This is a genomic window from uncultured Idiomarina sp. (assembly GCF_964010655.1).
Classification (GTDB): Bacteria; Pseudomonadota; Gammaproteobacteria; order Enterobacterales; family Alteromonadaceae; genus Idiomarina; species Idiomarina baltica.
The window spans coordinates 17384-36928 of sequence record NZ_CAXGLS010000007.1 but is presented as its reverse complement, the minus strand read 5'-3'; the positions used below and the strand labels follow the sequence as shown (position 1 = coordinate 36928).

Below are 19545 nucleotides of genomic sequence, written 5' to 3'. Positions count from 1 at the left end.
TATGCTGGCCAAGTTATTAGTTACTCGTTTACTTAACGGAAAATAGCGATGAAATATGGATATATTATCGGAGTCTGCAGTGTCGTGTTGGCGTCGCTCGTCGTCGGGTGTGGCGATCGCCCAATAACTGTCCGTGAAGCTTGTAACTCCGACCCGACTATGTGTTCAGACTTAAATCAAGATAATTGGTGCAATGCTGAACGGCGTCAGCTGATATTAACGCGCTACAGTCATAAGATGAATCCATCTGCAGAAAGTAAATATTATTTACTGAAGGATTTACAAAATTACTCTCAGTGCATTGAGCTCGCTTCGGCGATTGAACACAAAAAGCTCAAGGAAAAGCAATCACATCGTATCGAAGCTTATATTAATAGTCTGCGCAATATCGAAAAGCGAGCGCAAGAGACTCGTCAAAGTGAGCACCCTTTATTACTCTACTGGCACTGGGCGAACCGCAACAACCAAGCGGCACTCAAACGTTTATTAGCGCTTGAGGGGGCACCCATCATGCAAACCTCTGAACTACAATTTGCTTTAGCCACCTATTACGCGAAAGAAAACACCGATAAAATGCTTGCCTATCTTTATCGCGCATTACGGCTGTATCAACCGGGTCAACGCTTCAATGTCGAGATCCCCGAATCTTTAGCAACCTATTACCTAAACCAAGGAGCGGTTGATAAAGCCTATGTCTGGTCTCTCGTTGCCGTCAATTTCAAATCCAAGGTACTCGATGTAGAGCAGCTCGATGATATTTTTACGCAACCCGATGAGCGCAAAAAGCAACTTCGTGACATTGCTGACAGACTCACAGACCGAATCACGGAGGGACGTTTTAATCTTCGCCCCGATTGGTCAGTGCCAACGAATTAACACAATAGCGTTGCCCTGTTTCCGTTGGGCCATCGTTAAAAACATGACCCAAGTGGCCTTTACAGCGGCTACAGACAATTTCAATACGTTGCATGCCGTGACTACTATCCTCACGGTATTCGATAGCTCCATCGATAGCTTCATCAAAACTTGGCCAGCCACAATGACCTTCAAACTGTTGTTGTCCAGTAAACAATAATTGCCCGCAGCCAGCACAGTGATATTCACCGTGTTCATTTACCTGAATAAAGTCGCCGCTAAATGGTGCCTCGGTACCCTGTTGACGCAGGATCTGATATTGCTCAGGTGTTAATCGCTCACGCCATTGTTCATCACTCAGGTCGTTCCAATTAGTATCGCTTTGTTGATTACTCATGACTCACCTATGTCTCTGTTCTGTCTTACCTTGTTAACAAACACTGTGTTAGACTTAACATCTAATCACTTTCAGCTGCTCGGAGTTTTACATGTTGCGCCGTACAAAGATCGTTACCACCCTAGGTCCTGCTACTGATGACCCTAGTGTTCTTAAATCACTTATACAAGCAGGTGCTAATGTAGTACGTCTAAACTTCTCTCATGGTTCGGCGGACGACCATATCAAACGTGCTGAAATGGTTCGTAAGCTATCCGCTGAATTAAAAGCACATGTCGCTATCTTAGGTGATCTGCAAGGCCCAAAGATACGGGTAGCACGCTTCAAAAACGACAAAGTCACACTTTCGCAGGGTGAAAAGTTTACCCTCGATGCCCAGTACGATAGCCAATCGGGTGATGAGCACATTGTCGGACTTGATTATAAAGAACTACCACATGACGTTGAGCCGGGTGACATCCTCCTACTGGATGATGGCCGAATTCGTTTGCAAGTTGAACGTATCGATGGGTCTGCTGTACATACGCTGATCGTTGTTGGCGGTCAGTTATCGAATAATAAAGGTATTAATCGACTCGGTGGCGGACTCTCTGCAAAAGCACTGACAGAAAAGGACTTAGAAGACATAAAAACAGCCGCACAAATCGGTGTGGATTATTTGGCAGTCTCTTTTCCTCGTAGCGGTGACGATATTAACGAGGCGCGTCAGCTATTACGTGCGGCAGGCGGGAATGGCGTACTTTGTGCCAAAATTGAACGTGCAGAAGCCGTCGCATCGGAGCACGCGTTGGATGAGATTATAAGAGCATCCGACGCTGTGATGGTTGCACGGGGTGACTTAGGTGTCGAAATTGGCGACGCACAACTCGTCGGTAAACAAAAACTGATAATTAGTCGGGCACGCCAACTCAATAAAGTCGTTATTACGGCAACCCAAATGATGGAGTCCATGATAGAAAATCCGATGCCAACCCGCGCAGAGGTGATGGATGTTGCCAACGCAGTGCTAGATGGCACAGATGCCGTGATGCTATCTGCTGAAACGGCGGCAGGCAAACATCCAGTTGCAACCGTAAAAGCAATGGCTGAAATCTGTCTGGGTGCAGAAACGCATCCAAGTGCCCAACTTAAACATCACGATTTAGAAGAACATTTTTCAAGTATTTCCGAGGCGGCGGCCATGTCCGCAATGTATGCAGCCACCCACCTAACGGGTGTAAAAGCAATTATCGCACTCACGGAATCCGGATTTACGGCTAAATTGATGTCTCGTATTACCTCTCATTTGCCTATTTTCTCGCTATCTCGTCACTCGGGTAGTCGTCATAAGTGTGCATTGTACAGAGGCGTATACCCTATTCAATTTGACTCAACCGAATCAAAAAATCCGATATTAGACGCGATTGCGGTAATAAAGGGTTTGGGGCATGTTGCAAAAGGTGATCTCGTTGTGCTTACACACGGCGATGTCATGGAAACCGTTGGCTCAAGCAATACCTGTAAAGTTATCGAGGTTCAGTAAGCTGACCGCACTTCGGCGTCACGCGCCGAAGTGCGCCTCAATGTCACGACATAACTCGATATATTCATCAAGCTGCTCGATGAGGTTCTCGCGTTGCTCTTGCGTTAGATTTCCACTGAGCTTGGCAAGATAACGATGGCGAATCGTGCTTTTTGCGCGGCGATTATCCTGCTGGGCCTCTGATAACATTTGTTCAGGGTCCGTAATCAGCGACTTTATCACCTTAGCCTGCATAGGCGATGCTAATAGTGCCTGTTTGAAACTATCGAGCCAACGCTGGCGGTAAGCTAACCAATCATACTCATTAGGAACAGCGTCAGACTCAGATACCCAGGATTTGACCAACTGGCGCTGTTCATCGGTGAGTGAGCCTAGCCGCTCTTCCAAAGCCTCTTGACGACGCTTAACGCGATCATAAGAAGCAAATAAGTCATCGCCCTCTTCCGCTTCTTCCTCGCGCTGCTCATCAAGCTTTTCTTGCATCGAGGTAATTAACTGCTGCTTTTGATCAACTGAGAGCTCATTCAGAAACGCAGTATGCGCCGCTATTTGGTCCTTAATCTGCTGCCAAAAATACCACGCATCGCTTTCAAGTTGTGCGATGAGTTCCTTATCGACTGTGTCTTCAGCAAGCGCCTGCCGCAAACTTTGTAAACGCATTCGATACTGAGGAATTTGTTGGGTAGCGTGCCACTGGTGCAACTCATCGATAATCCTCGATGCGCGCGTTTGTTGGTCATCAGTTAATTCAACATAATCATCGAGTTGCCACTCGATAAAAGTGTCTAAATAACGATAACCAAACTGTGCGGTACAGCCTATTAGCAACGCAGATAAACAAAGTACTGCCGTATAAATTCGACGCATTAGTTTAAGATAAGTTGTTTGATCCTATCTTTGTAACTACGGCTGACTTTTAGTTTTTGACCATTCTTAAGCGAAATATGATATTCACCATTCTGACGCGTGCACAATTTTTCGACTTGGTTCACATTAACGATGGCAGAACGATGGATGCGCTGAAATAAATGAGGATTTAATTCTTTTTCAAGCTCTTTCATGGTTCGACGAAGAATAAACGTTTCCCCGCTCGCATGAATACACATGTAATCACCCGCCGCATCAACCCACTCAATAGCATTCACGGGTACTCGCGTGATCTCGCCACTGTCTTTAATCGCAATGTGTTCCGGGTAACGACTCATCGGAACGTCGTCACCGCTTGCTAAACGCTCCAGAATAACATCACAGTCTTCGCCAGTAACCTCGGCGACCAAGTTGACTAATTTCTGCTGCGTCGCATCGAACTCATTGGGTTCTAATTCTTGCTTCACTCGCTCGATAGTCTCTACTAAACGTTCTTCATCAACAGGTTTAAGCAAGTAATCCAGAGCACGCACTTCGAAAGCACGTATCGCGTATTGGTCGAACGCCGTAACAAACACAATCGCGGGTAACGTCGGCATACATTGTTGCAAAGACTTTAGCACATCAAACCCGTTCAAACCGGGCATCTGAATATCCAAAAATACAATGTCGGGCTTCAACGCACTGATCTCAGCAACCGCTTCGCGACTGTTCCCCTGATGCCCTACCAACGTGATTTCGTCAAATGATTCTAATCGGATCGCCAGTCCTTTACGTGCTAAAGACTCATCGTCCACGATGTAAGCAGTAAAACTACGACTCATACACTCTCCAACGTTTCAAAAGGCAATACGATCTCAACACATAAGCCTTGTGGTTCATTTTTTGTCATACTGAACGTAAATTCATCACCGTAGAGCGCGGCTAATCGCTCGCGTGTGTTTTTAAGACCCACGCCTGCATTCTTCATCAGCAATTCAGGCTGTTCAGGAGCATGAGGTCCATTGTCACACAATTGCACAATTAAGCGATTGCGCTCAACGTAAGCCTTTAGTGATAATACGCCTTGTTCCTCAGTTTTAGCAATTGCATACTTAATAGCATTTTCAATTAACGGCTGAAAAAGTAAACTCGGCACCAATGCCCGTTTAGCCTCATCACTCACATCTATCAGGATCTCTAAGCGCTCATCAAAGCGCACTTTTTCGATATCGAGGTACAACATCAACGCCTCGACTTCCTTTTTTAAGGTGATCTTCTTAATGGGATCGTTGTCGAGCGAGAAACGCAAGAAATGACTCAAGCGGTTAACCATCTTATTGGCGATAGCTGTATCTTGGACCAAGATCAGCGTAGAAATTGCATTAAGACTGTTGAACAAAAAGTGGGGGTTGAGTTGATAACGCAACATTTTCAACTGCGCTTGGTGCGCCATTGAGGAAGCCATCAGCGCCTTCTGTTTTTCGTTTTGCAACATACGGTAATATTTAATACCAAAATATAAGCCACTCCAGCTCAATACGATGTAGAACTTGGCTATATTATTTTTAAAATAGGCAAGATGACTGTCTGGTGTAAAACCAAACTTATAAATCTCCCAATATGTCGCGTTATCGACCACGGCCCAGAGACACGCGGTAATGTAACTTGCAAGAATAACAACAAACATTAATAACAGTGGATGCCATTCCCAAACGCGTTGGTAAAAATACCGTAACGGAAGCGTAAGCAAGAAACCAGAGTAAGCCCCTAAGACAAGTACAACACCATATATATCGCGCATTTCATGCATTAAGGAACCGATATAATTGACTAATGCATACCCTGCCCATCCGCCGAATTGCAGTAGCCAAAAGCCGCGGTCCGAACTTGGAAACCATGATTTGCTGAGCAATGATTTTAACAACCTTGAAACCTTCTCGTTGAGCGAGCTATAAGTTAGGACTGCGACCGCGAGAGCGCATCAATATCCACTAAGCTGCCGGAAAACAAGCTGTTAATAGCCTCTTTTTGCTGACTATTAAACTGAACACCTAGCGTCGTTTCAGTTTCTGCAGCCTTTACTTGACGTACAATACTTCCCAATTCAACAGTGTTGCCAGACTTCTGATTAACCGTAATGTTAACCCGCTGTCCTGTCTCCCATTTAATCGGACTGGCGGTATCGTCGGCAGCCGCTTCGGCGTTGACGTACTGTAATTTACACCCGGTTTCAGAAACATCGAGAATAATAGCTTCAACGGACGCATCCACCGAATTATCTTCAGACAAACGCGATACCTTGCAAGGTAAGTAAGCGTCAAAGCGTCGACCCTGACGAATAACGCGACTTTCAACCTGCTTAGGCCAGTCTAAAAACAACATTTTGGTTGGGTGGGCGACGACAAAGTCAATATCACTTCTAAACGCACAAATTTCGCCGTTTTCGTTCTCAAGAACAAAGCGAACAATAATCGGAACGCCCTCGTAAAGATGCTCCCGTAACTCTCCATAACGCCTAGAATCAGGCATATTGACAATGAACCAACGTCCTAAAACAGCACCGATAAACTCGGTTTGAAAACGTGCCGGTACATTGAGACCAGAAATTTGTATTTCAACTTTCTGCCCTACCGTCAACTGCTTGATTTTTGCTGCCATGCAATCCCCTACTAATAAAATCAAGTATGCTAATATGTTCGCTATAAGTCATTGACTGTCAAGCAAAGGAGTATCCGTTTGATCCATTATCAGATTACCCCAATTGACCCCAAAGGTCATTTATTTGAGGTCTCGCTGCATATTGAAAAGCCCGATCCCAATGGTCAAGAACTTTGGCTACCTAATTGGATACCGGGAAGTTATCTCATACGCGACTTTAGCAAACATATCGTCGGTATCTATGCAGAAAGCGATGGACGTTCCCTTAAGCTCGATCAAATCAGCAAAAACCGCTGGCGCCTTGAATCCTCGGAGCATGCTATTCAGGTAAAGTACCAAGTATACGCGTTCGACCTCTCCGTGCGAAGCGCTTATCTTGACGAACTACAAGGCTTTTTCAACAACACATCACTCTGTCTTGCCGTCGCCGGGCAAGAGCAAAACCCTTGTCGCTTGAGCCTCGAGCCAAGCGATGCCATCGCACACTGGCGTATTGCAACCGGTATGCCGCGCGTATCCGGAAATGCGCACGGTTGGGGTGAATTTGAAGCGGAAAACTACGATAAATTAATCGACTATCCTTTCTTGCTCGGTGAACTGACCATTGAAGAGTTTATTGCCCATGGAATAAAACACTCGTTAGTACTGAGCGGCCGACACAAAGCCGATACTTCGCGCATCACCGCTGACCTAGCGCGTATTTGTGAATATCAGCTAAAAATGTTTGGCGAACCCGCACCCTTTAAGCACTACACATTCTTAACCATGGTCGTAGGCGATGGATTTGGCGGACTTGAGCACAACAACTCGACTGCGCTGGTGTGCAGCCGCAAGGACCTCATTAAACCTGGGCAGACTAAGGTAGACGATAACTATGAGACGTTTTTAAGCTTATGCTGCCACGAGTATTTCCATAGCTGGAATATTAAAACGCTGAAGCCTAAAGCTTTTATTCCCTACCCGCTGGAGCAAGAAACCTACACAGAACAACTGTGGTTCTACGAGGGCATGACCTCATATTTTGATGATTACCTACTTCATCGTGCCGGCATTATTTCTGCTGATCGTTATTTACGTTTGCTGGGCAACACCTTGGCGCGTGTTGAACGCGGTGTCGGACAGCATCAACAATCCGTGACTGAATCGAGCTTTTTAGCTTGGACCAAGTTCTACCAACAGAATGAAAACGCGCCCAATAGCATTGTTAGTTACTATGCTAAAGGGGCTCTTATCGCCTTGTGTTTGGACTTAACCATTCGTCTACAAAGCGATCATCAACTCGATTTACAGCAAATAATGCATGACTTTTGGCATCGGTACGGTAAAACCGGCGAAGGTACTGAAGATCACACTTTTTTCGAATACTTGAGCCACTATACAGCCCTTGACGTGAATGAGTTCCTTCACGACGCTTTATATTCTCGTGAGCAACTGCCCGTGTCAGAGCTGTTAGAGAATTTTGGCGTAAAGGTGTCACGACATGTGCCCGCCAACGACTTACAAAGTAACGGCAAATTACCCGAAAAGTCCGCTAAAGTGACCTTAGGAGCGCGTTACAAAAACCATCCTCAAGGATTGGAGTTAACGCAGGTATACCACGATGAAAGCGCTTATGAAGCAGGGTTATCAGCCAATGACCGCTTAATAGCCATCGACCATCTCCAAGTTACCAGCGATAACATCAACGAAATATTAGATGCATTCAAGCCGGGCGATAGCGTTACTGTGCACGCCTTTAGACGTGACGAATTGCGAACATTAAAGCTGACTTGGCAAGCACCTAAGAAAACAAGCTACGTGCTTTCTATCACGCAGCCTGAGTATCTTAATGATTGGTTGAAAACCAACCTTTAGTTATTTACGAGAGGATATAGCTGGGGTAATAGTGCAGGATCGAGGCGCTCATTGCCCCAGTTTACGCGCCAATCAAGGTGTGGGCCCGTGGCGCGGCCCGATGCGCCTACTTCACCAATCTTTTCACCCTGCTGAATGGTATCACCGACCTCAACCGAGAGCTTGCTTAGGTGCAGGTACGTGGTATTCACACGGTACCCATGATCGATAATGAGTGTGCCACCTGAATAGAACAAATCAGGTTCTGCTAGCGTCACCACACCACTCCAAGGCGCGTAGACGGGGGTTCCAGTCGGTGCGGCAATATCTTCGCCATAATGAGGGCGGCGAGGTTCACCATTATAGAATCGCTGTGAACCATAAACACCACTGATACGCCCTTCCGCAGGCTTACGTACCGGGGTCATAAAGTCCATTCGTTTCGAGTCAGTTTGGCGAGCACGCCATACTTTAGCTGCTTCAGCCTTGGCGCGTTTAACCTGCTCGGGATCCGGGGTGACTGTTTTTTGCGGCACACCTTCAACTCGATCAATCTTGTATTCGCGTTTGCTTAAAGTCAGATTAATCGGTGTTTTTTCTGAGCCTTCAACCACTTCAAGGGTTTGATTTAACGCAGCATCGCGACCAAAACCAATAACAAAGTAACCATCATCACTGATATCAAGGCGCTCACCTTGATAAACTACCTCTGAGTTGGGCTCAACTTGACCGATCAGCAACGCCCCCTGAGTCAACTCGCCGTACCATGTCACGGGTATCTCTTCCTGAGCCGCTTTAGCTGCGCTGCCAAACGCAATACTCACTATCGATAATAGTGGGATAATCACTTTGAAACGGTTAAGCATAAGCAATTGCTCCTTTGCCTACTCCCTCGAACGCTCTAACCCGTACACGTTGCTCAGGATGGTCTTGTTTGATTTTTGCAGCAATAAACTCTGCAATACACTCCACCGTAGAGTCCGAATCAATAAAATCGTTCTCACTCTTAGGTACGATCAATTCAAACAAGCCTTGATCAGCAACATAACTGTAACCCACATGAGTCGCTTCACTCAGCTGCTTAGCCGATTCTGACCGCTGTAACCGTTTAATCTCTGCTTTGTCTTCTTCTGAACCAATGTAAATATCAGCCCATCGCTCAGACCATTGTTTCTCGAGCACTGGTTGACGAATATTATCCAACGCAATTTGAATTTTTGAACGGTGACCGTGAGCGATACGCTGGCAGTTACCGTCATGCTTCTTGAGCCCATGCGTATAATGATAATAGAAGCCATCGATTGCTTCGGGGCGCAGCGACAAGCGCAATCCTTGTACGTTACCGGGCAATTCGCGTTTTATTACTGCGCGTAAGTAGTCGGTCACGGTCAGTGCATCCACTTTTTCCGCATCGATATAAGCAAAGGCTTCAGCAGGACAAAATAGATGAATCGAGCGCCCTTCGGGACGCATAAAGTCAACCCAGTGAGACTCGTCGTCATCAGAGTGTGTGACACGTGTGTATGCGTGGCTACTCGGTACCAGTAGCTTATGATCAACTGACCGATCAATAATCGCTTTGATCTGCTTCTTCACGCGACCAAAATCAAGCACCATCGACTGTTCATTAAGTGAGCCATCGAGCTCAATATCTACAATCCAGCTTTCGCCCACGATGCCGCGCTCGGCACATAGGTAAGAACAATCAATCACGGTCAAATCATCTACAAATAACAGCATAGCTCTCGCTTACATCTCATAAAAATCGGTTCAATTATAACGCTATTCATTGGGTTACGCACCCAGTGCTCATCGGCTTAAACAATAATTTTCAGTTCGCTGAGTACATCAATGAATAAATGCACAGCGAGGGCAATCAATAACACACCCATGAGTCGATCAACCCAGTGCATGTAACGCCACACGCGTTTAAATACGCGCTCCGACGACAGCACTCGGGACAGAAACAAAAACCATACGCCCGTGGCGAGAATTAAATAAATGGCATAGCTTAACTGCCAAGCAAATGGTGTGTCAGGGCTAATCACTACAGTAAACAATGTCAGAAAGAACAACGTTGCTTTGACATTCAACCCATTAGTAATAAAGCCCGTCATAAACGCGCGCCTTTCAGACGGACGTTGCGGGTCGTGCTCATGGGTGTCGGGCGCAGGTTTCGGTTTTGACTGCAATGCGCCCACGCCCATGTAGGCTAAATAGAGCGCACCCGCTGTCAAAATAGCTGCATATAACCACTGCGTTTGTTTAATAATAATGGCTACACCCACCAGTGAATAAGTCACATGCAAAATAATACCTGCGGCTACGCCCAAGCTCACAAACGCGCCGATTTTGCGACCGTAAGATAAGCTATAACGCGTCACCACCGCGAAGTCTGGACCAGGACTTGCAACGGCGAGCAGATGATAGGTGGCAATAGTAATAAACTCAGCCCAATAAGACACGACTTGCGCCTCCATGCAATTAAGGTTAACTTTTAGTTAATTCAAATTAAATAAAACTGGTCAACTATGAGCACTAAATCAAACTTATCGCTGAATGCTCTGCGCGTGTTTGACGTCGCGGCGCGTGCAGGCACCTTCAAACAAGCCGCTCAGCAGTTGGGCGTCACCCAAGCGGCTGTCACACGACAGATTCAGACACTCGAAAATCAGTTAGGCATGCGCTTATTTCAACGCGACAACCGTGTTCATGCACTAACGCCGGCGGGATTAGAGCTTGCCCCCGCACTCGAAAGTATTTTTCGCGAGTTAGATCACACCATACAACGTGCCCGCTCCACCGCGGATCATAACATTACCCGGCTTACACTGGCTATTAGTTCTGAGCGTCTACGTTACTGGCTACAAGATCGCCTTGCTGACTTTCACTCGATTTACCCACATATCCAACTCAGCTTTGTTCGTAGCGATGAGCAAGTCAATGATGCACAGCAAGCTGACTGGGCGAGTCAAATTCAACACGAAAACATTGATCTGCTTATCAGCCAAAGTCTTTTACGGGATACGCAAATACAGCAAACCACACTCTATAAACCGAGTTATGTCGCGATCAGCCCCGATGCAAATTGTGACTCGACTCAGGCAACGTGGTTTGTCGATAAGGCACACCCCATGCATCAACGAGTGATAGAACAGCACACAAACCGCACTCACCCGCTGACTATTAATCAATGTGCCGATACGACTATGGCGCTCGACTTGGCACACACATATCAAGGAGTGGCTATTGTCGATGAACAACTGACACAGCATCCATCATTATCAGACTGGCACACTTTGGGCAAAACTGAGTCGTCACGGAGTGTAGCTGTGTATGCGCAGTATCGTAAAAAGCGTCGCTATTCCGTTGCGCTCGTCGCGCTACTTAACTGGCTTAAGTTACAAGTCAAAGATATCGATGCATCCTAGGAGTCGCCAATATGCCCAATTCCAGCCTAAAGACTGAGCGCTTTAATTTAGATCGTCACGCGATTGCAAAGGTGGTATCTATCGAACAACAGCTCTACGATAACCTCGCCTATCCTGAACTATTGTTCTATCAGGCCGCACATCAATGGCCGAACTCTCAGTTTATTTGTCGTGATAACAATGACATCCTTGCGTATGCCATGTACGCGCCGGCCGAAAAGGCCAATACATTATGGTTGATGTCCGCCGCAGTAAAGCCAGGTTGCCAAGGCCGTGGCGTGGGCACAAAACTGTTAAGCGATAGTTTGCGTAGTTTAGATGAGCAGGGGGTGACATGTGTCCTTCTAAGCGTCGCCCCAAGCAACGCAGCCGCAATCAGCGTATACCAAAAACTTGGTTTCGAAGTTGTTAGAAAGGCTGAGCATTACCTCGGGCTGCGTGAACACAGACTCATAATGCAGAGGAAAATCACAAACAAGGATTAGCCATGAATTTTTTACAAGAGTGGGCAAATGCAGCACACACCAGTGTTGGCTTCTTTTGGATGGCCTTGTGGGCGTTCGCGCTCGGATATCTAATAAGTAGTCTTATTCAGGTCATGATCAGTCGTGGACATATGAAAAGCCTGATGGGTGACGACTCAGCTAAATCGATGACACTCGGCACTTTTTTTGGGTTTATTTCGAGCTCTTGCAGTTTCGCAGCGCTTTCAACAACGCGCGCTTTGTTTAATAAAGGCGCCTCCTTCCCCGCCTCCATGGCATTTTTACTTGCATCCACCAACCTCGTTATCGAACTTGGGTTCGTGATTGCGATCTTCTTGAGTTGGCAGTTTGTCGCAGGTGAATATATTGGTGGCGTGTTACTTATCGCTTTTGCTTGGCTATATATTAAGCTGACATCACCTACGGGTTTGATTAAATCGGCTCGCAAAAACGAAAACGCTGAAGATGAGGACAACTCAACGAAGCCATGGAGCGCCTTGCTGACACGCGAAACATGGCAACAAGTCGCAAAAAAATACCAAATGGAATGGCAGATGGTGTGGCAAGACGTGCTTCTTGGCTTCACTGCTGCGGGTATCATTTCCGCCTTTGTACCCAGTGAGTTTTTTAACTGGTTATTCCAAGGTTCTGGCGCCAATGTCGCTGACGCATCGTTTTTGGAAGTGCTACAACAGACCATTGTGGGTCCTTTAGCCGCGTTCTTCACCTTTATTGGTTCAATGGGTAACATTCCGCTCGCCGCAGTGCTATACGGTGAGGGAGTCGCCTTTGCGGGCGTCATGGCGTTTATATTCTCCGACTTAATCGTATTGCCAGTGTTGCGTATCAACGCTAAGTACTACGGTTGGAAAATGGCGTTATACATTGCCCTGATGTTATTCGTCTGTTTGGTATTAACCGCCTTAACGTTGCATTATGGCTTGTTTGCTTTTGACGCCCTGCCCGATCATTCGCAGCAACAAAAAATTACCGAACGTGCGTTCTTCTCGGTCGACTACGGGTTCATTCTTAACCTGATCTTTTTAGCTGTGAGCGCGGGTTTAATCTATTTGACTCAGCGGCAGAAAAAGCAACATAACCATCACGAACACCACCATCATCATGATCACGACCATGGTAGCAGTAACTCATGGCGCGACTCTCTGATGAACGGTCTTTGTATTATTGCCGGCGTTTGGTTAATTGCAGGTCTGATACTGTATGGGACGCTTTAATGCCTCTGTTGGACGCGTCTGAACCCATTGAGTTTGCGCCTGGGGCATGGCTCTTTCCGAATCATGCCTCAGAACAGGCTGCGGATATACTGGTGGCGATACGTGAGTGTGTGCGTCAAGCGCCGCTTCGTCATTTTATGACGCCTGGCAATAAGACGATGTCAGTGTTGAGTAGTAACTGCGGTGATTTCGGGTGGGTTTCGGATAGCAAAGGCTACCGCTATCAAGCAACCGACCCCAAGTCAGATAAACCTTGGCCTGAAATGCCGTCGATTTTACTTCATGAAGCAACTCAGGTCGCTGAACAAGCAGGCTACCCCGGATTTTTGCCTAATACCTGCTTAATAAATGTATACAAACCCAGTGCTAAAATGGGACTGCATCAGGATCGCGATGAGTCAGATCTTAGCCAACCGGTGGTGTCCTTTTCATTTGGCTTGCCCGCGCGTTTTATTTGGGCGGGTCAAACGCGCACAGGCTCAAAGCAGCGTATTCCCCTTAATCACGGTGATGTATTAGTTTGGGGCGGACCTAGCCGACTCAATTATCATGGAATTGATAAACTCGTCGAAGGCACCCACCCGCTCACGCAACAAACACGTGTGAATCTCACATTAAGAAAAGCTTAATTTTTTCTGATCCTTTTACATACAGTCACGTATGTATCATTACCTGTATGTGAGAGGAAGTAGTATGAGCAGTATCAAAACCGCGGCTGTCGCATTGGCAGCCGCAACCTTTTTATTACCTGTAAAAGCCGATGAATGGCACGTATCCGCTTCGTATTCCACCGACCAATTGCGTGGTGCACGAATTGGCTACCGCACTGAGAGTACGCAATTCAGCTTTTTAGATTGGGCAGGCAGCCCGCAAGTAAGTCTCGAGATGGGTCTCAATCATTGGCAGGACTCAAATGACACATCGGATAACATCACCGCATTGACCGTGTCACCTGTGTTCCAATGGCAATTGACCGAAAGCGCCACGCCACTCTATTTAGAGGCCGGCATCGGCGGTAGTTATTTTGATAAAACCCGTATTAGCGACCGCCGTTTATCAACACAATTTCAGTTTGAAGATCGCGTAGGATTGTCTTGGCAGTATAGCGCTAATAGTAAAGCAAGAATTACAGTACAGTACTCCCATTATTCTAATGCGGATATCGAAAGACCCAACGATGGATTGGACTTTTATTCGATTTATTGGGTACTACCTATATGAATAGCTTAACAAAGGAGGCGATTATGATTCCCCAGTTTGGTATGGGTACCTTTAGATTAGAAGGACAGGAACTCACCGACCTCGTTAGTGCTGCCATTGATATGGGTTACGAGCACATCGATACCGCGCAGTTTTACGATAACGAAGCCGATGTCGGTAAAGCACTCGCTCAACACACCAACAAGGACGTGTTTGTCACGACCAAAGTGTGGTACGAAAAGCTTGCCTATCAAGACGTGCTTGATTCGCTACAAGTGAGCCGCGATAAACTACAACGCGACACCATCGATCTTGCGCTGATTCATTGGCCCTCACCAAATGACGAAGTGCCTGTTGAGGAAACCCTAGACGCGCTGCAGAAAGCCCAGCAAGATGGGTTAATCAAGCACCTAGGTGTCTCCAATTTCACCATCGATTTGTTAAATCGTGCGGTTGCGCACGTGGGGAAAGATAAAATCCTCACCAATCAGATCGAGGTCCATCCATTCTTTCAAAACCATGCGATAACCGATGCCTGTAAGCAAATGGGTGTTAAAGTAACGGCTTATTTACCGTTGGCAAAAGGCGCTGTGATGGATAACTCAGTGATGCAAGATATTGCTGAGAAACACAATGTCTCGCCGGCACAAGTCGCTATTGCATGGCAGTTGGCGAATGACTATGTCGCGATTCCGTCAACCACCAAGGTGGAACATTTGAAGTCGAATTTTGATGCGCAAAACTTGAAGCTCGACCAAGATGACATGAAGGCAATCGCGGATATTGATAAAGACGATCGCCTCATCGATCCCGACTTCTCGCCTGACTGGGACTAACGAGTTCGTAAAAGGCAGTGTGCGCAGCACGCTGCCTATTGAACATCGCTTACGTTCTGGCACAATACAGTAAATAATACTGAATAGTCAGCGGTGCCATGACCCCCTTCTCTAAAACACAAAAGCCCTCTTTCATTGCGGTGTGTGTCGCACTCGCGGTGGTCTTTGTGTTGTGTTGGGGTAACCGTTTTAATCTAATTAATACCTGTCAGCTGAATGACCAACATAATTCAGTCACAGCATCGTTCGACACGAGTAATAAGACGCCTCAAGCGAGTCATAAACAGTGTGATCACGCCTCACACTTGCTAAAAGTCAGTCAATTAGATATCAGCGCAATGGCATTATTTGTTGCGTTTATTGGCTTTGTACTCTTTTCCAAAAGCGATACGCCAGCACCTAGCTATGCGAATCGATTCGTAAAGCCCAAACGAAGGTGCCACACCCTCTTCTGCTTATTTCTGGAATAGCTTCTTACGTTTGCTTCGAAAACGTATTTTTTAGCTATTTTAGGAGTATCAATGAACACAGCAAAATTTGTAGGCTACCTACGCTGGTTTAGCGTATGTTTAAGCCTTTTGATGTCACCGTTCAGCTGGGCACAAGGCTCAACTTCCACGGGTTGGTTAACGAGTCCCGATCACGACGCGGTCAAGGTCAAACTTGCAGTGACAGGCGAATTCAATCCCGAAACCCGCGTATTACCGGCACTGTTAACGGTGCAACTTAAAGATGAATGGAAAACGTACTGGCGAGCACCTGGTGAAGGCGGTATTCCACCGCGTATCGACTTGGCTTCGTCAAAAGGTATTGAACGCATCAACTGGCATTGGCCAACACCGAGTGAGTATTACGTACAATCCATTCGCACAGCCGGCTATAAACACCAAGTCACGTTTCCCCTCGAAATCGTTGTATCTGAAACAACTGAAAGTGCTCAGTTGGATGCTGTATTCACGTTATCGAGCTGCACGAATATCTGTGTGCTAACCGATTTTCCGCTGCAACTGAATATTGATGTTAACCAACTTACGCCAGACAGCGAACAGAGCTTTGCGTTTGCACAAGCAATGAGTCAAGTACCGCAGCCACTCCGCAGCGCGGAGGTGACGCGCGCTGACTACAACGCTGATGATCAACAACTGAGTTTTGTGTTATCGCGCACATCGCGCTGGGATTCGCCACAGGTGTTTGTGCACAGTGAAGATAAACAACTTGATGAAGTGGTTTTTAAACTCGTCCAACAGAAGGTGAGCGTTGATGGGAAGCGTTTAATCGCCAGGTTTAAAGCATCTCATTGGCTCGAGCTACCAGAACTCGTCAATCGACAAGTCAGCATCACCGTAAATGACGATCCATTCAGTGCGGTTTACACAACACAACTCGAACGGAGTAATAGCACGACAACGAATGACCCCCTCGATACTATGACTATTTGGGGGGCACTATTCGCCGCTCTGCTGGGTGGTTTAATTCTCAATATAATGCCCTGCGTCTTACCAGTCCTTGGAATCAAGGTGCAATCTCTGATCGCTAACAGCGACGCATCAGTGCGGCAGGTTCGGTATCAGTTTCTCGCCACAGCTATGGGTGTTATCAGCACCTTTATCGTTATTGGCGCTCTACTCGGCCTGTTAAAACTGAGTGGCGTGCGGATCAGTTGGGGAATGCAGTTTCAAAACCCCTGGTTTATCGCAGTACTGGCGTTCATTACATTGGCTTTTGCTATAAATTTGTTCGGGCTTTATCAGATCCGCCTCCCGCAGTGGCTCAATCAATGGGCGCTAAAGTCACAGCGTAGTTCGTTACTAGGTCATTTCAGTCAAGGCGTATTTGCCACTGTATTAGCAACGCCGTGTACTGCCCCCTTTTTAGGGACCGCGGTGGCGTTCGCACTAGGCGCGCCAATGTATTTGTTACTGCTGATATTCTTCGGGCTCGGTGTTGGTATGGCGCTGCCTTGGTTGTCCATCGCGGCATTTCCACAAACCCGTAAGTTGTTACCCAAACCCGGGCCGTGGCTGAAATGGGTGAAGCCGATATTTGGTGCCTTGTTGCTCGCCACAAGCGTCTGGCTATTCACATTGTTAACACCGTATTGGTTAAAGGCATCCAGCGAATCAACTTCAGCAGAGCAAACCAGCGAACGCCCTTGGCAAACGCTCTCGTTTAAGACGATTCATCAGGCGGTTACCCAAGGAAAAGTCGTATTTGTAGATGTCACAGCAGACTGGTGTATTACCTGTAAAGCCAATAAGCTCGGTGTACTTGAACAAGAGCCGGTGTACAGCGCGCTCGCAGCACCTGACCTGATTCGTATGCGCGGTGATTGGACCGTGCGAAATGATTATATCACTGACTATCTTCGCGCCTATGGACAATACGGCGTGCCATACAACCGAGTATACGGACCGGGCGCTCCCGAAGGGATTGAGTTACCCATCATCCTTACCAGCGATGCCGTAATGCAAGCCATCAAGGACGCGAGAAATGAATAAATGGGGTCTGAGATTTATTAAATTACTGGGTTACCTTGTTGTCGCCGCCGCGATCGCCTTCGGCGTCGACTTGTATCGTAACAATAACGTACCCACTACGTTGCCCGACGAATTAACACTCACAAGCCTGGCTGGCGAACCGCTATCAATAGCTAAGATGAGTGAAGAAGAGCCCGTGCTACTTTATTTCTGGGCGACCTGGTGTCCCGTGTGTCCAACGGTCTCGCCGACTGTAGACTGGTTAAGTGACGACTACAACGTCATTTCAGTGGCATTAAGATCAGGGCATAACACTAAGATTTCTGCTTATTTGGAGCAACAAGAACTGGGGTTTATAACGGTTAATGACACTCAAGGCGCGATCGCCCGCCAGTTCAATATCACCGCTACACCCACCATTTTAATTATTAATAACCATAAAGTGACTAGCGCCACCAGTGGCTTCACATCGCCACCGGGGATCCTAGCACGCTTGTGGTTGAGCAAATTTTAGAATTAACTTTTAAGATAAGGAATTAATGATGTTTAAACGAATGACACTCTTTATTGGTGCCGCTTTAATGAGCAATGCGATCAGCGCGCAATCACTCACCGATAAACAAGAAACGGATCTGGCACAAATCGAAACCATGCTCCGAGATAACCCGCAACTTATTGGAAATATGCGTCAGGGATTAGAAAACTTTCTAGAGGAACAAAAAGCGCAAAAAGCGACCTACCAAGAATATAAGGACTGGCTTTTTGATACCTCTATACACCCTACTCTAGGCAATATTGATGCTGCGCATTCGATCGTCATTTTTACGGATTATAACTGTCCGTACTGCAAAAAGCTGGAGCCCAGTTTAGAGCGTTTAATTGAAGAATACCCATCGGTCAATGTCATTAATATCATTGTGCCGCTACGTCAGCGCTCTGTTGATGGTATCAACACCAATGCAACTGAGTTTGGGCTGAGTGTTTGGTCGAATGCTTCCGATAGTTACTATGATGTGCATACACTGCTAATGAGCAAATCAGGAATGCATAACGCTGATTCACTTCGAGCAATCGCCGAACGCACGGAAACACAAGCGTGGTTGGAACACCCGCAAGCCAGCAAAGAAACGATTAAGAAGAACTTACAGACGTTTCAAGCGCTAGGGTTTCGTGGTACTCCTACCATCATGATTGGTGAACAGTGGATACCTGGTTTTATTCAGTATGGTCAGATCGAACAAATTGCCAAGCAAGAATTCGGTCTATAGATTGCTTTCTAAGGGGCTCCCATGCCCCTTTTTTTGGCCTTAGCCTTCAAGCTAGATTCATCAAATATCCGACAAGCCATGGCGCAATTGCACATAAACATAATAGACCGACTTTTTTCCAGCGAGCTTCTATATTACTTTTTAGACTGTAAAACACCGCCGCGTACGCAGTTACTATCGACCAGCCTATGTATATAAGTAACTCAGTCAGTGCCAACCCTAAATAGACTTCTCTCATCTCGTTGGATGACATTCCCCAACTGAGAATTAGCTGACCATAAACGATGACGGCAACGGTACCAATAATTGCAATCAAAGGCATCGCGTTCTTCTGCATAAACACTCGACTCATGTGCAAGCTCCTGTGTTATTAATGATTCATTGTAAAACGAACTAAGGTTTTTCGAATCGAAACAAGTCGATACATTTATTCTGTAGCGACAATAATCAATACTGAGTAAAGTCATACACTCAAACGGCTTTCTTAAACGATTATATA

Annotated in this window: 21 protein-coding genes; 12 read left to right on the top strand and 9 right to left on the bottom strand. The window is 46.5% G+C overall.

Annotated features, from left to right (window positions below; all coding sequences use genetic code 11):
• Nucleotides 1-48: 48 nt before the first annotated feature.
• A complete protein-coding gene (locus ABNS04_RS03490) occupies nt 49-876 on the top strand; it encodes a DUF2989 domain-containing protein (RefSeq protein ID WP_006955831.1) in 828 nt (275 codons plus the stop codon).
• On the opposite strand, the gene msrB is transcribed toward ABNS04_RS03490, so the two are convergent.
• Nucleotides 839-1252 (bottom strand): peptide-methionine (R)-S-oxide reductase MsrB, encoded by a 414-nt coding sequence (msrB, locus tag ABNS04_RS03485; protein WP_006955833.1) that lies wholly within the window; start codon nt 1250-1252, stop codon nt 839-841. The genes ABNS04_RS03490 and msrB overlap by 38 nt on opposite strands.
• Before the next feature lie 91 nt (nt 1253-1343).
• Here msrB and pyk point away from each other — a divergent pair, with 91 nt between their 5' ends.
• Nucleotides 1344-2774 carry a pyruvate kinase gene (gene pyk / locus ABNS04_RS03480; protein WP_006955835.1) on the top strand — a complete coding sequence of 477 codons (1431 nt, stop codon included), beginning with the start codon at nt 1344-1346 and terminating at the stop codon, nt 2772-2774.
• Nucleotides 2775-2792: 18 nt separating this feature from the next.
• On the opposite strand, the gene ABNS04_RS03475 is transcribed toward pyk, so the two are convergent.
• The 4 genes from ABNS04_RS03475 to ABNS04_RS03460 are packed head-to-tail and all read right to left on the bottom strand — an operon-like array spanning nt 2793 to nt 6281.
• Nucleotides 2793-3641 carry a DUF6279 family lipoprotein gene (locus tag ABNS04_RS03475; protein ID WP_006955837.1) on the bottom strand — a complete coding sequence of 283 codons (849 nt, stop codon included), beginning with the start codon at nt 3639-3641 and terminating at the stop codon, nt 2793-2795.
• Nucleotides 3641-4465, bottom strand: coding sequence for a LytTR family DNA-binding domain-containing protein (locus tag ABNS04_RS03470; RefSeq protein ID WP_006955839.1), 825 nt, complete (start codon nt 4463-4465; stop codon nt 3641-3643). The genes ABNS04_RS03475 and ABNS04_RS03470 overlap by 1 nt, the downstream gene beginning before the upstream one ends.
• Nucleotides 4462-5547: a histidine kinase gene (locus ABNS04_RS03465; RefSeq protein WP_006955840.1), complete on the bottom strand. Its 1086-nt coding sequence runs from the start codon at nt 5545-5547 to the stop codon at nt 4462-4464. Before ABNS04_RS03465 ends, ABNS04_RS03470 begins: the two co-directional genes overlap by 4 nt.
• 32 nt (nt 5548-5579) lie before the next feature.
• A complete protein-coding gene (locus tag ABNS04_RS03460) occupies nt 5580-6281 on the bottom strand; it encodes a flagellar brake protein (RefSeq protein ID WP_006955841.1) in 702 nt (233 codons plus the stop codon).
• A 78-nt stretch (nt 6282-6359) separates the two neighbouring features.
• Between ABNS04_RS03460 and ABNS04_RS03455 the strand changes: the two genes are divergently transcribed.
• A complete protein-coding gene (locus tag ABNS04_RS03455; protein WP_272978823.1) occupies nt 6360-8135 on the top strand; it encodes a PDZ domain-containing protein in 1776 nt (591 codons plus the stop codon).
• Here the strand turns inward: ABNS04_RS03455 and ABNS04_RS03450 are convergent.
• The 3 genes from ABNS04_RS03450 to ABNS04_RS03440 form a co-directional block, all read right to left on the bottom strand.
• A complete protein-coding gene (locus ABNS04_RS03450; protein WP_272978821.1) occupies nt 8132-8980 on the bottom strand; it encodes a M23 family metallopeptidase in 849 nt (282 codons plus the stop codon). The genes ABNS04_RS03455 and ABNS04_RS03450 overlap by 4 nt on opposite strands.
• Complete coding sequence (locus tag ABNS04_RS03445) at nt 8973-9854, bottom strand: 6-carboxytetrahydropterin synthase (RefSeq protein ID WP_006955844.1); 882 nt, start codon at nt 9852-9854, stop codon at nt 8973-8975. The genes ABNS04_RS03450 and ABNS04_RS03445 overlap by 8 nt, the downstream gene beginning before the upstream one ends.
• Before the next feature lie 77 nt (nt 9855-9931).
• Complete coding sequence (locus tag ABNS04_RS03440; RefSeq protein ID WP_050749996.1) at nt 9932-10579, bottom strand: LysE family translocator; 648 nt, start codon at nt 10577-10579, stop codon at nt 9932-9934.
• 66 nt (nt 10580-10645) lie between these two features.
• Here ABNS04_RS03440 and ABNS04_RS03435 point away from each other — a divergent pair, with 66 nt between their 5' ends.
• The 9 genes from ABNS04_RS03435 (at nt 10646) to ABNS04_RS03395 (ending at nt 19046) form a co-directional block, all read left to right on the top strand.
• Nucleotides 10646-11545, top strand: coding sequence for a LysR family transcriptional regulator (locus ABNS04_RS03435; protein WP_006955846.1), 900 nt, complete (start codon nt 10646-10648; stop codon nt 11543-11545).
• Between the two features lie 11 nt (nt 11546-11556).
• Entirely contained in the window at nt 11557-12030 is a 474-nt protein-coding gene (locus tag ABNS04_RS03430; protein WP_272978817.1) for an N-acetyltransferase, read from the top strand.
• Between the two features lie 2 nt (nt 12031-12032).
• Nucleotides 12033-13265, top strand: coding sequence for a permease (locus tag ABNS04_RS03425; RefSeq protein ID WP_272978816.1), 1233 nt, complete (start codon nt 12033-12035; stop codon nt 13263-13265).
• On the top strand, nt 13265-13894 hold the full coding sequence (gene alkB, locus ABNS04_RS03420; protein ID WP_272978814.1) for a DNA oxidative demethylase AlkB: 630 nt from the start codon (nt 13265-13267) through the stop codon (nt 13892-13894). Before ABNS04_RS03425 ends, alkB begins: the two co-directional genes overlap by 1 nt.
• A 64-nt stretch (nt 13895-13958) precedes the next feature.
• Complete coding sequence (locus ABNS04_RS03415) at nt 13959-14486, top strand: acyloxyacyl hydrolase (RefSeq protein ID WP_272978812.1); 528 nt, start codon at nt 13959-13961, stop codon at nt 14484-14486.
• A gap of 23 nt (nt 14487-14509) precedes the next feature.
• Nucleotides 14510-15301 (top strand): 2,5-didehydrogluconate reductase DkgB, encoded by a 792-nt coding sequence (gene dkgB / locus ABNS04_RS03410; RefSeq protein WP_272978810.1) that lies wholly within the window; start codon nt 14510-14512, stop codon nt 15299-15301.
• Between the two features lie 521 nt (nt 15302-15822).
• Nucleotides 15823-17799: a protein-disulfide reductase DsbD domain-containing protein gene (locus ABNS04_RS03405; RefSeq protein WP_272978808.1), complete on the top strand. Its 1977-nt coding sequence runs from the start codon at nt 15823-15825 to the stop codon at nt 17797-17799.
• Nucleotides 17792-18292, top strand: a complete 501-nt coding sequence (locus ABNS04_RS03400; protein WP_006955854.1) for a protein disulfide oxidoreductase — start codon at nt 17792-17794, stop codon at nt 18290-18292. Before ABNS04_RS03405 ends, ABNS04_RS03400 begins: the two co-directional genes overlap by 8 nt.
• A gap of 28 nt (nt 18293-18320) precedes the next feature.
• Nucleotides 18321-19046, top strand: a complete 726-nt coding sequence (locus ABNS04_RS03395) for a thioredoxin domain-containing protein (protein WP_287831482.1) — start codon at nt 18321-18323, stop codon at nt 19044-19046.
• Between the two features lie 46 nt (nt 19047-19092).
• Here the strand turns inward: ABNS04_RS03395 and ABNS04_RS03390 are convergent, their stop codons facing one another.
• The gene (locus ABNS04_RS03390; RefSeq protein ID WP_272978804.1) at nt 19093-19398 is read right to left on the bottom strand and encodes a hypothetical protein; all 306 of its coding nucleotides are present in this window, start codon (nt 19396-19398) and stop codon (nt 19093-19095) included.
• Nucleotides 19399-19545: the final 147 nt, after the last annotated feature.

Coding starts and splice junctions, on each gene's coding strand:
- ABNS04_RS03490 (WP_006955831.1), top strand. CDS start 49: ATGAAATATGGATATATTATCGGAGTCTGCAGTGTCGTGTTGGCGTCG.
- msrB (WP_006955833.1), bottom strand. CDS start 1,252: ATGAGTAATCAACAAAGCGATACTAATTGGAACGACCTGAGTGATGAA.
- pyk (WP_006955835.1), top strand. CDS start 1,344: ATGTTGCGCCGTACAAAGATCGTTACCACCCTAGGTCCTGCTACTGAT.
- ABNS04_RS03475 (WP_006955837.1), bottom strand. CDS start 3,641: ATGCGTCGAATTTATACGGCAGTACTTTGTTTATCTGCGTTGCTAATA.
- ABNS04_RS03470 (WP_006955839.1), bottom strand. CDS start 4,465: ATGAGTCGTAGTTTTACTGCTTACATCGTGGACGATGAGTCTTTAGCA.
- ABNS04_RS03460 (WP_006955841.1), bottom strand. CDS start 6,281: ATGGCAGCAAAAATCAAGCAGTTGACGGTAGGGCAGAAAGTTGAAATA.
- ABNS04_RS03450 (WP_272978821.1), bottom strand. CDS start 8,980: ATGCTTAACCGTTTCAAAGTGATTATCCCACTATTATCGATAGTGAGT.
- ABNS04_RS03445 (WP_006955844.1), bottom strand. CDS start 9,854: ATGCTGTTATTTGTAGATGATTTGACCGTGATTGATTGTTCTTACCTA.
- ABNS04_RS03435 (WP_006955846.1), top strand. CDS start 10,646: ATGAGCACTAAATCAAACTTATCGCTGAATGCTCTGCGCGTGTTTGAC.
- ABNS04_RS03430 (WP_272978817.1), top strand. CDS start 11,557: ATGCCCAATTCCAGCCTAAAGACTGAGCGCTTTAATTTAGATCGTCAC.
- ABNS04_RS03425 (WP_272978816.1), top strand. CDS start 12,033: ATGAATTTTTTACAAGAGTGGGCAAATGCAGCACACACCAGTGTTGGC.
- alkB (WP_272978814.1), top strand. CDS start 13,265: ATGCCTCTGTTGGACGCGTCTGAACCCATTGAGTTTGCGCCTGGGGCA.
- ABNS04_RS03415 (WP_272978812.1), top strand. CDS start 13,959: ATGAGCAGTATCAAAACCGCGGCTGTCGCATTGGCAGCCGCAACCTTT.
- dkgB (WP_272978810.1), top strand. CDS start 14,510: ATGATTCCCCAGTTTGGTATGGGTACCTTTAGATTAGAAGGACAGGAA.
- ABNS04_RS03405 (WP_272978808.1), top strand. CDS start 15,823: ATGAACACAGCAAAATTTGTAGGCTACCTACGCTGGTTTAGCGTATGT.
- ABNS04_RS03400 (WP_006955854.1), top strand. CDS start 17,792: ATGAATAAATGGGGTCTGAGATTTATTAAATTACTGGGTTACCTTGTT.
- ABNS04_RS03395 (WP_287831482.1), top strand. CDS start 18,321: ATGTTTAAACGAATGACACTCTTTATTGGTGCCGCTTTAATGAGCAAT.
- ABNS04_RS03390 (WP_272978804.1), bottom strand. CDS start 19,398: ATGAGTCGAGTGTTTATGCAGAAGAACGCGATGCCTTTGATTGCAATT.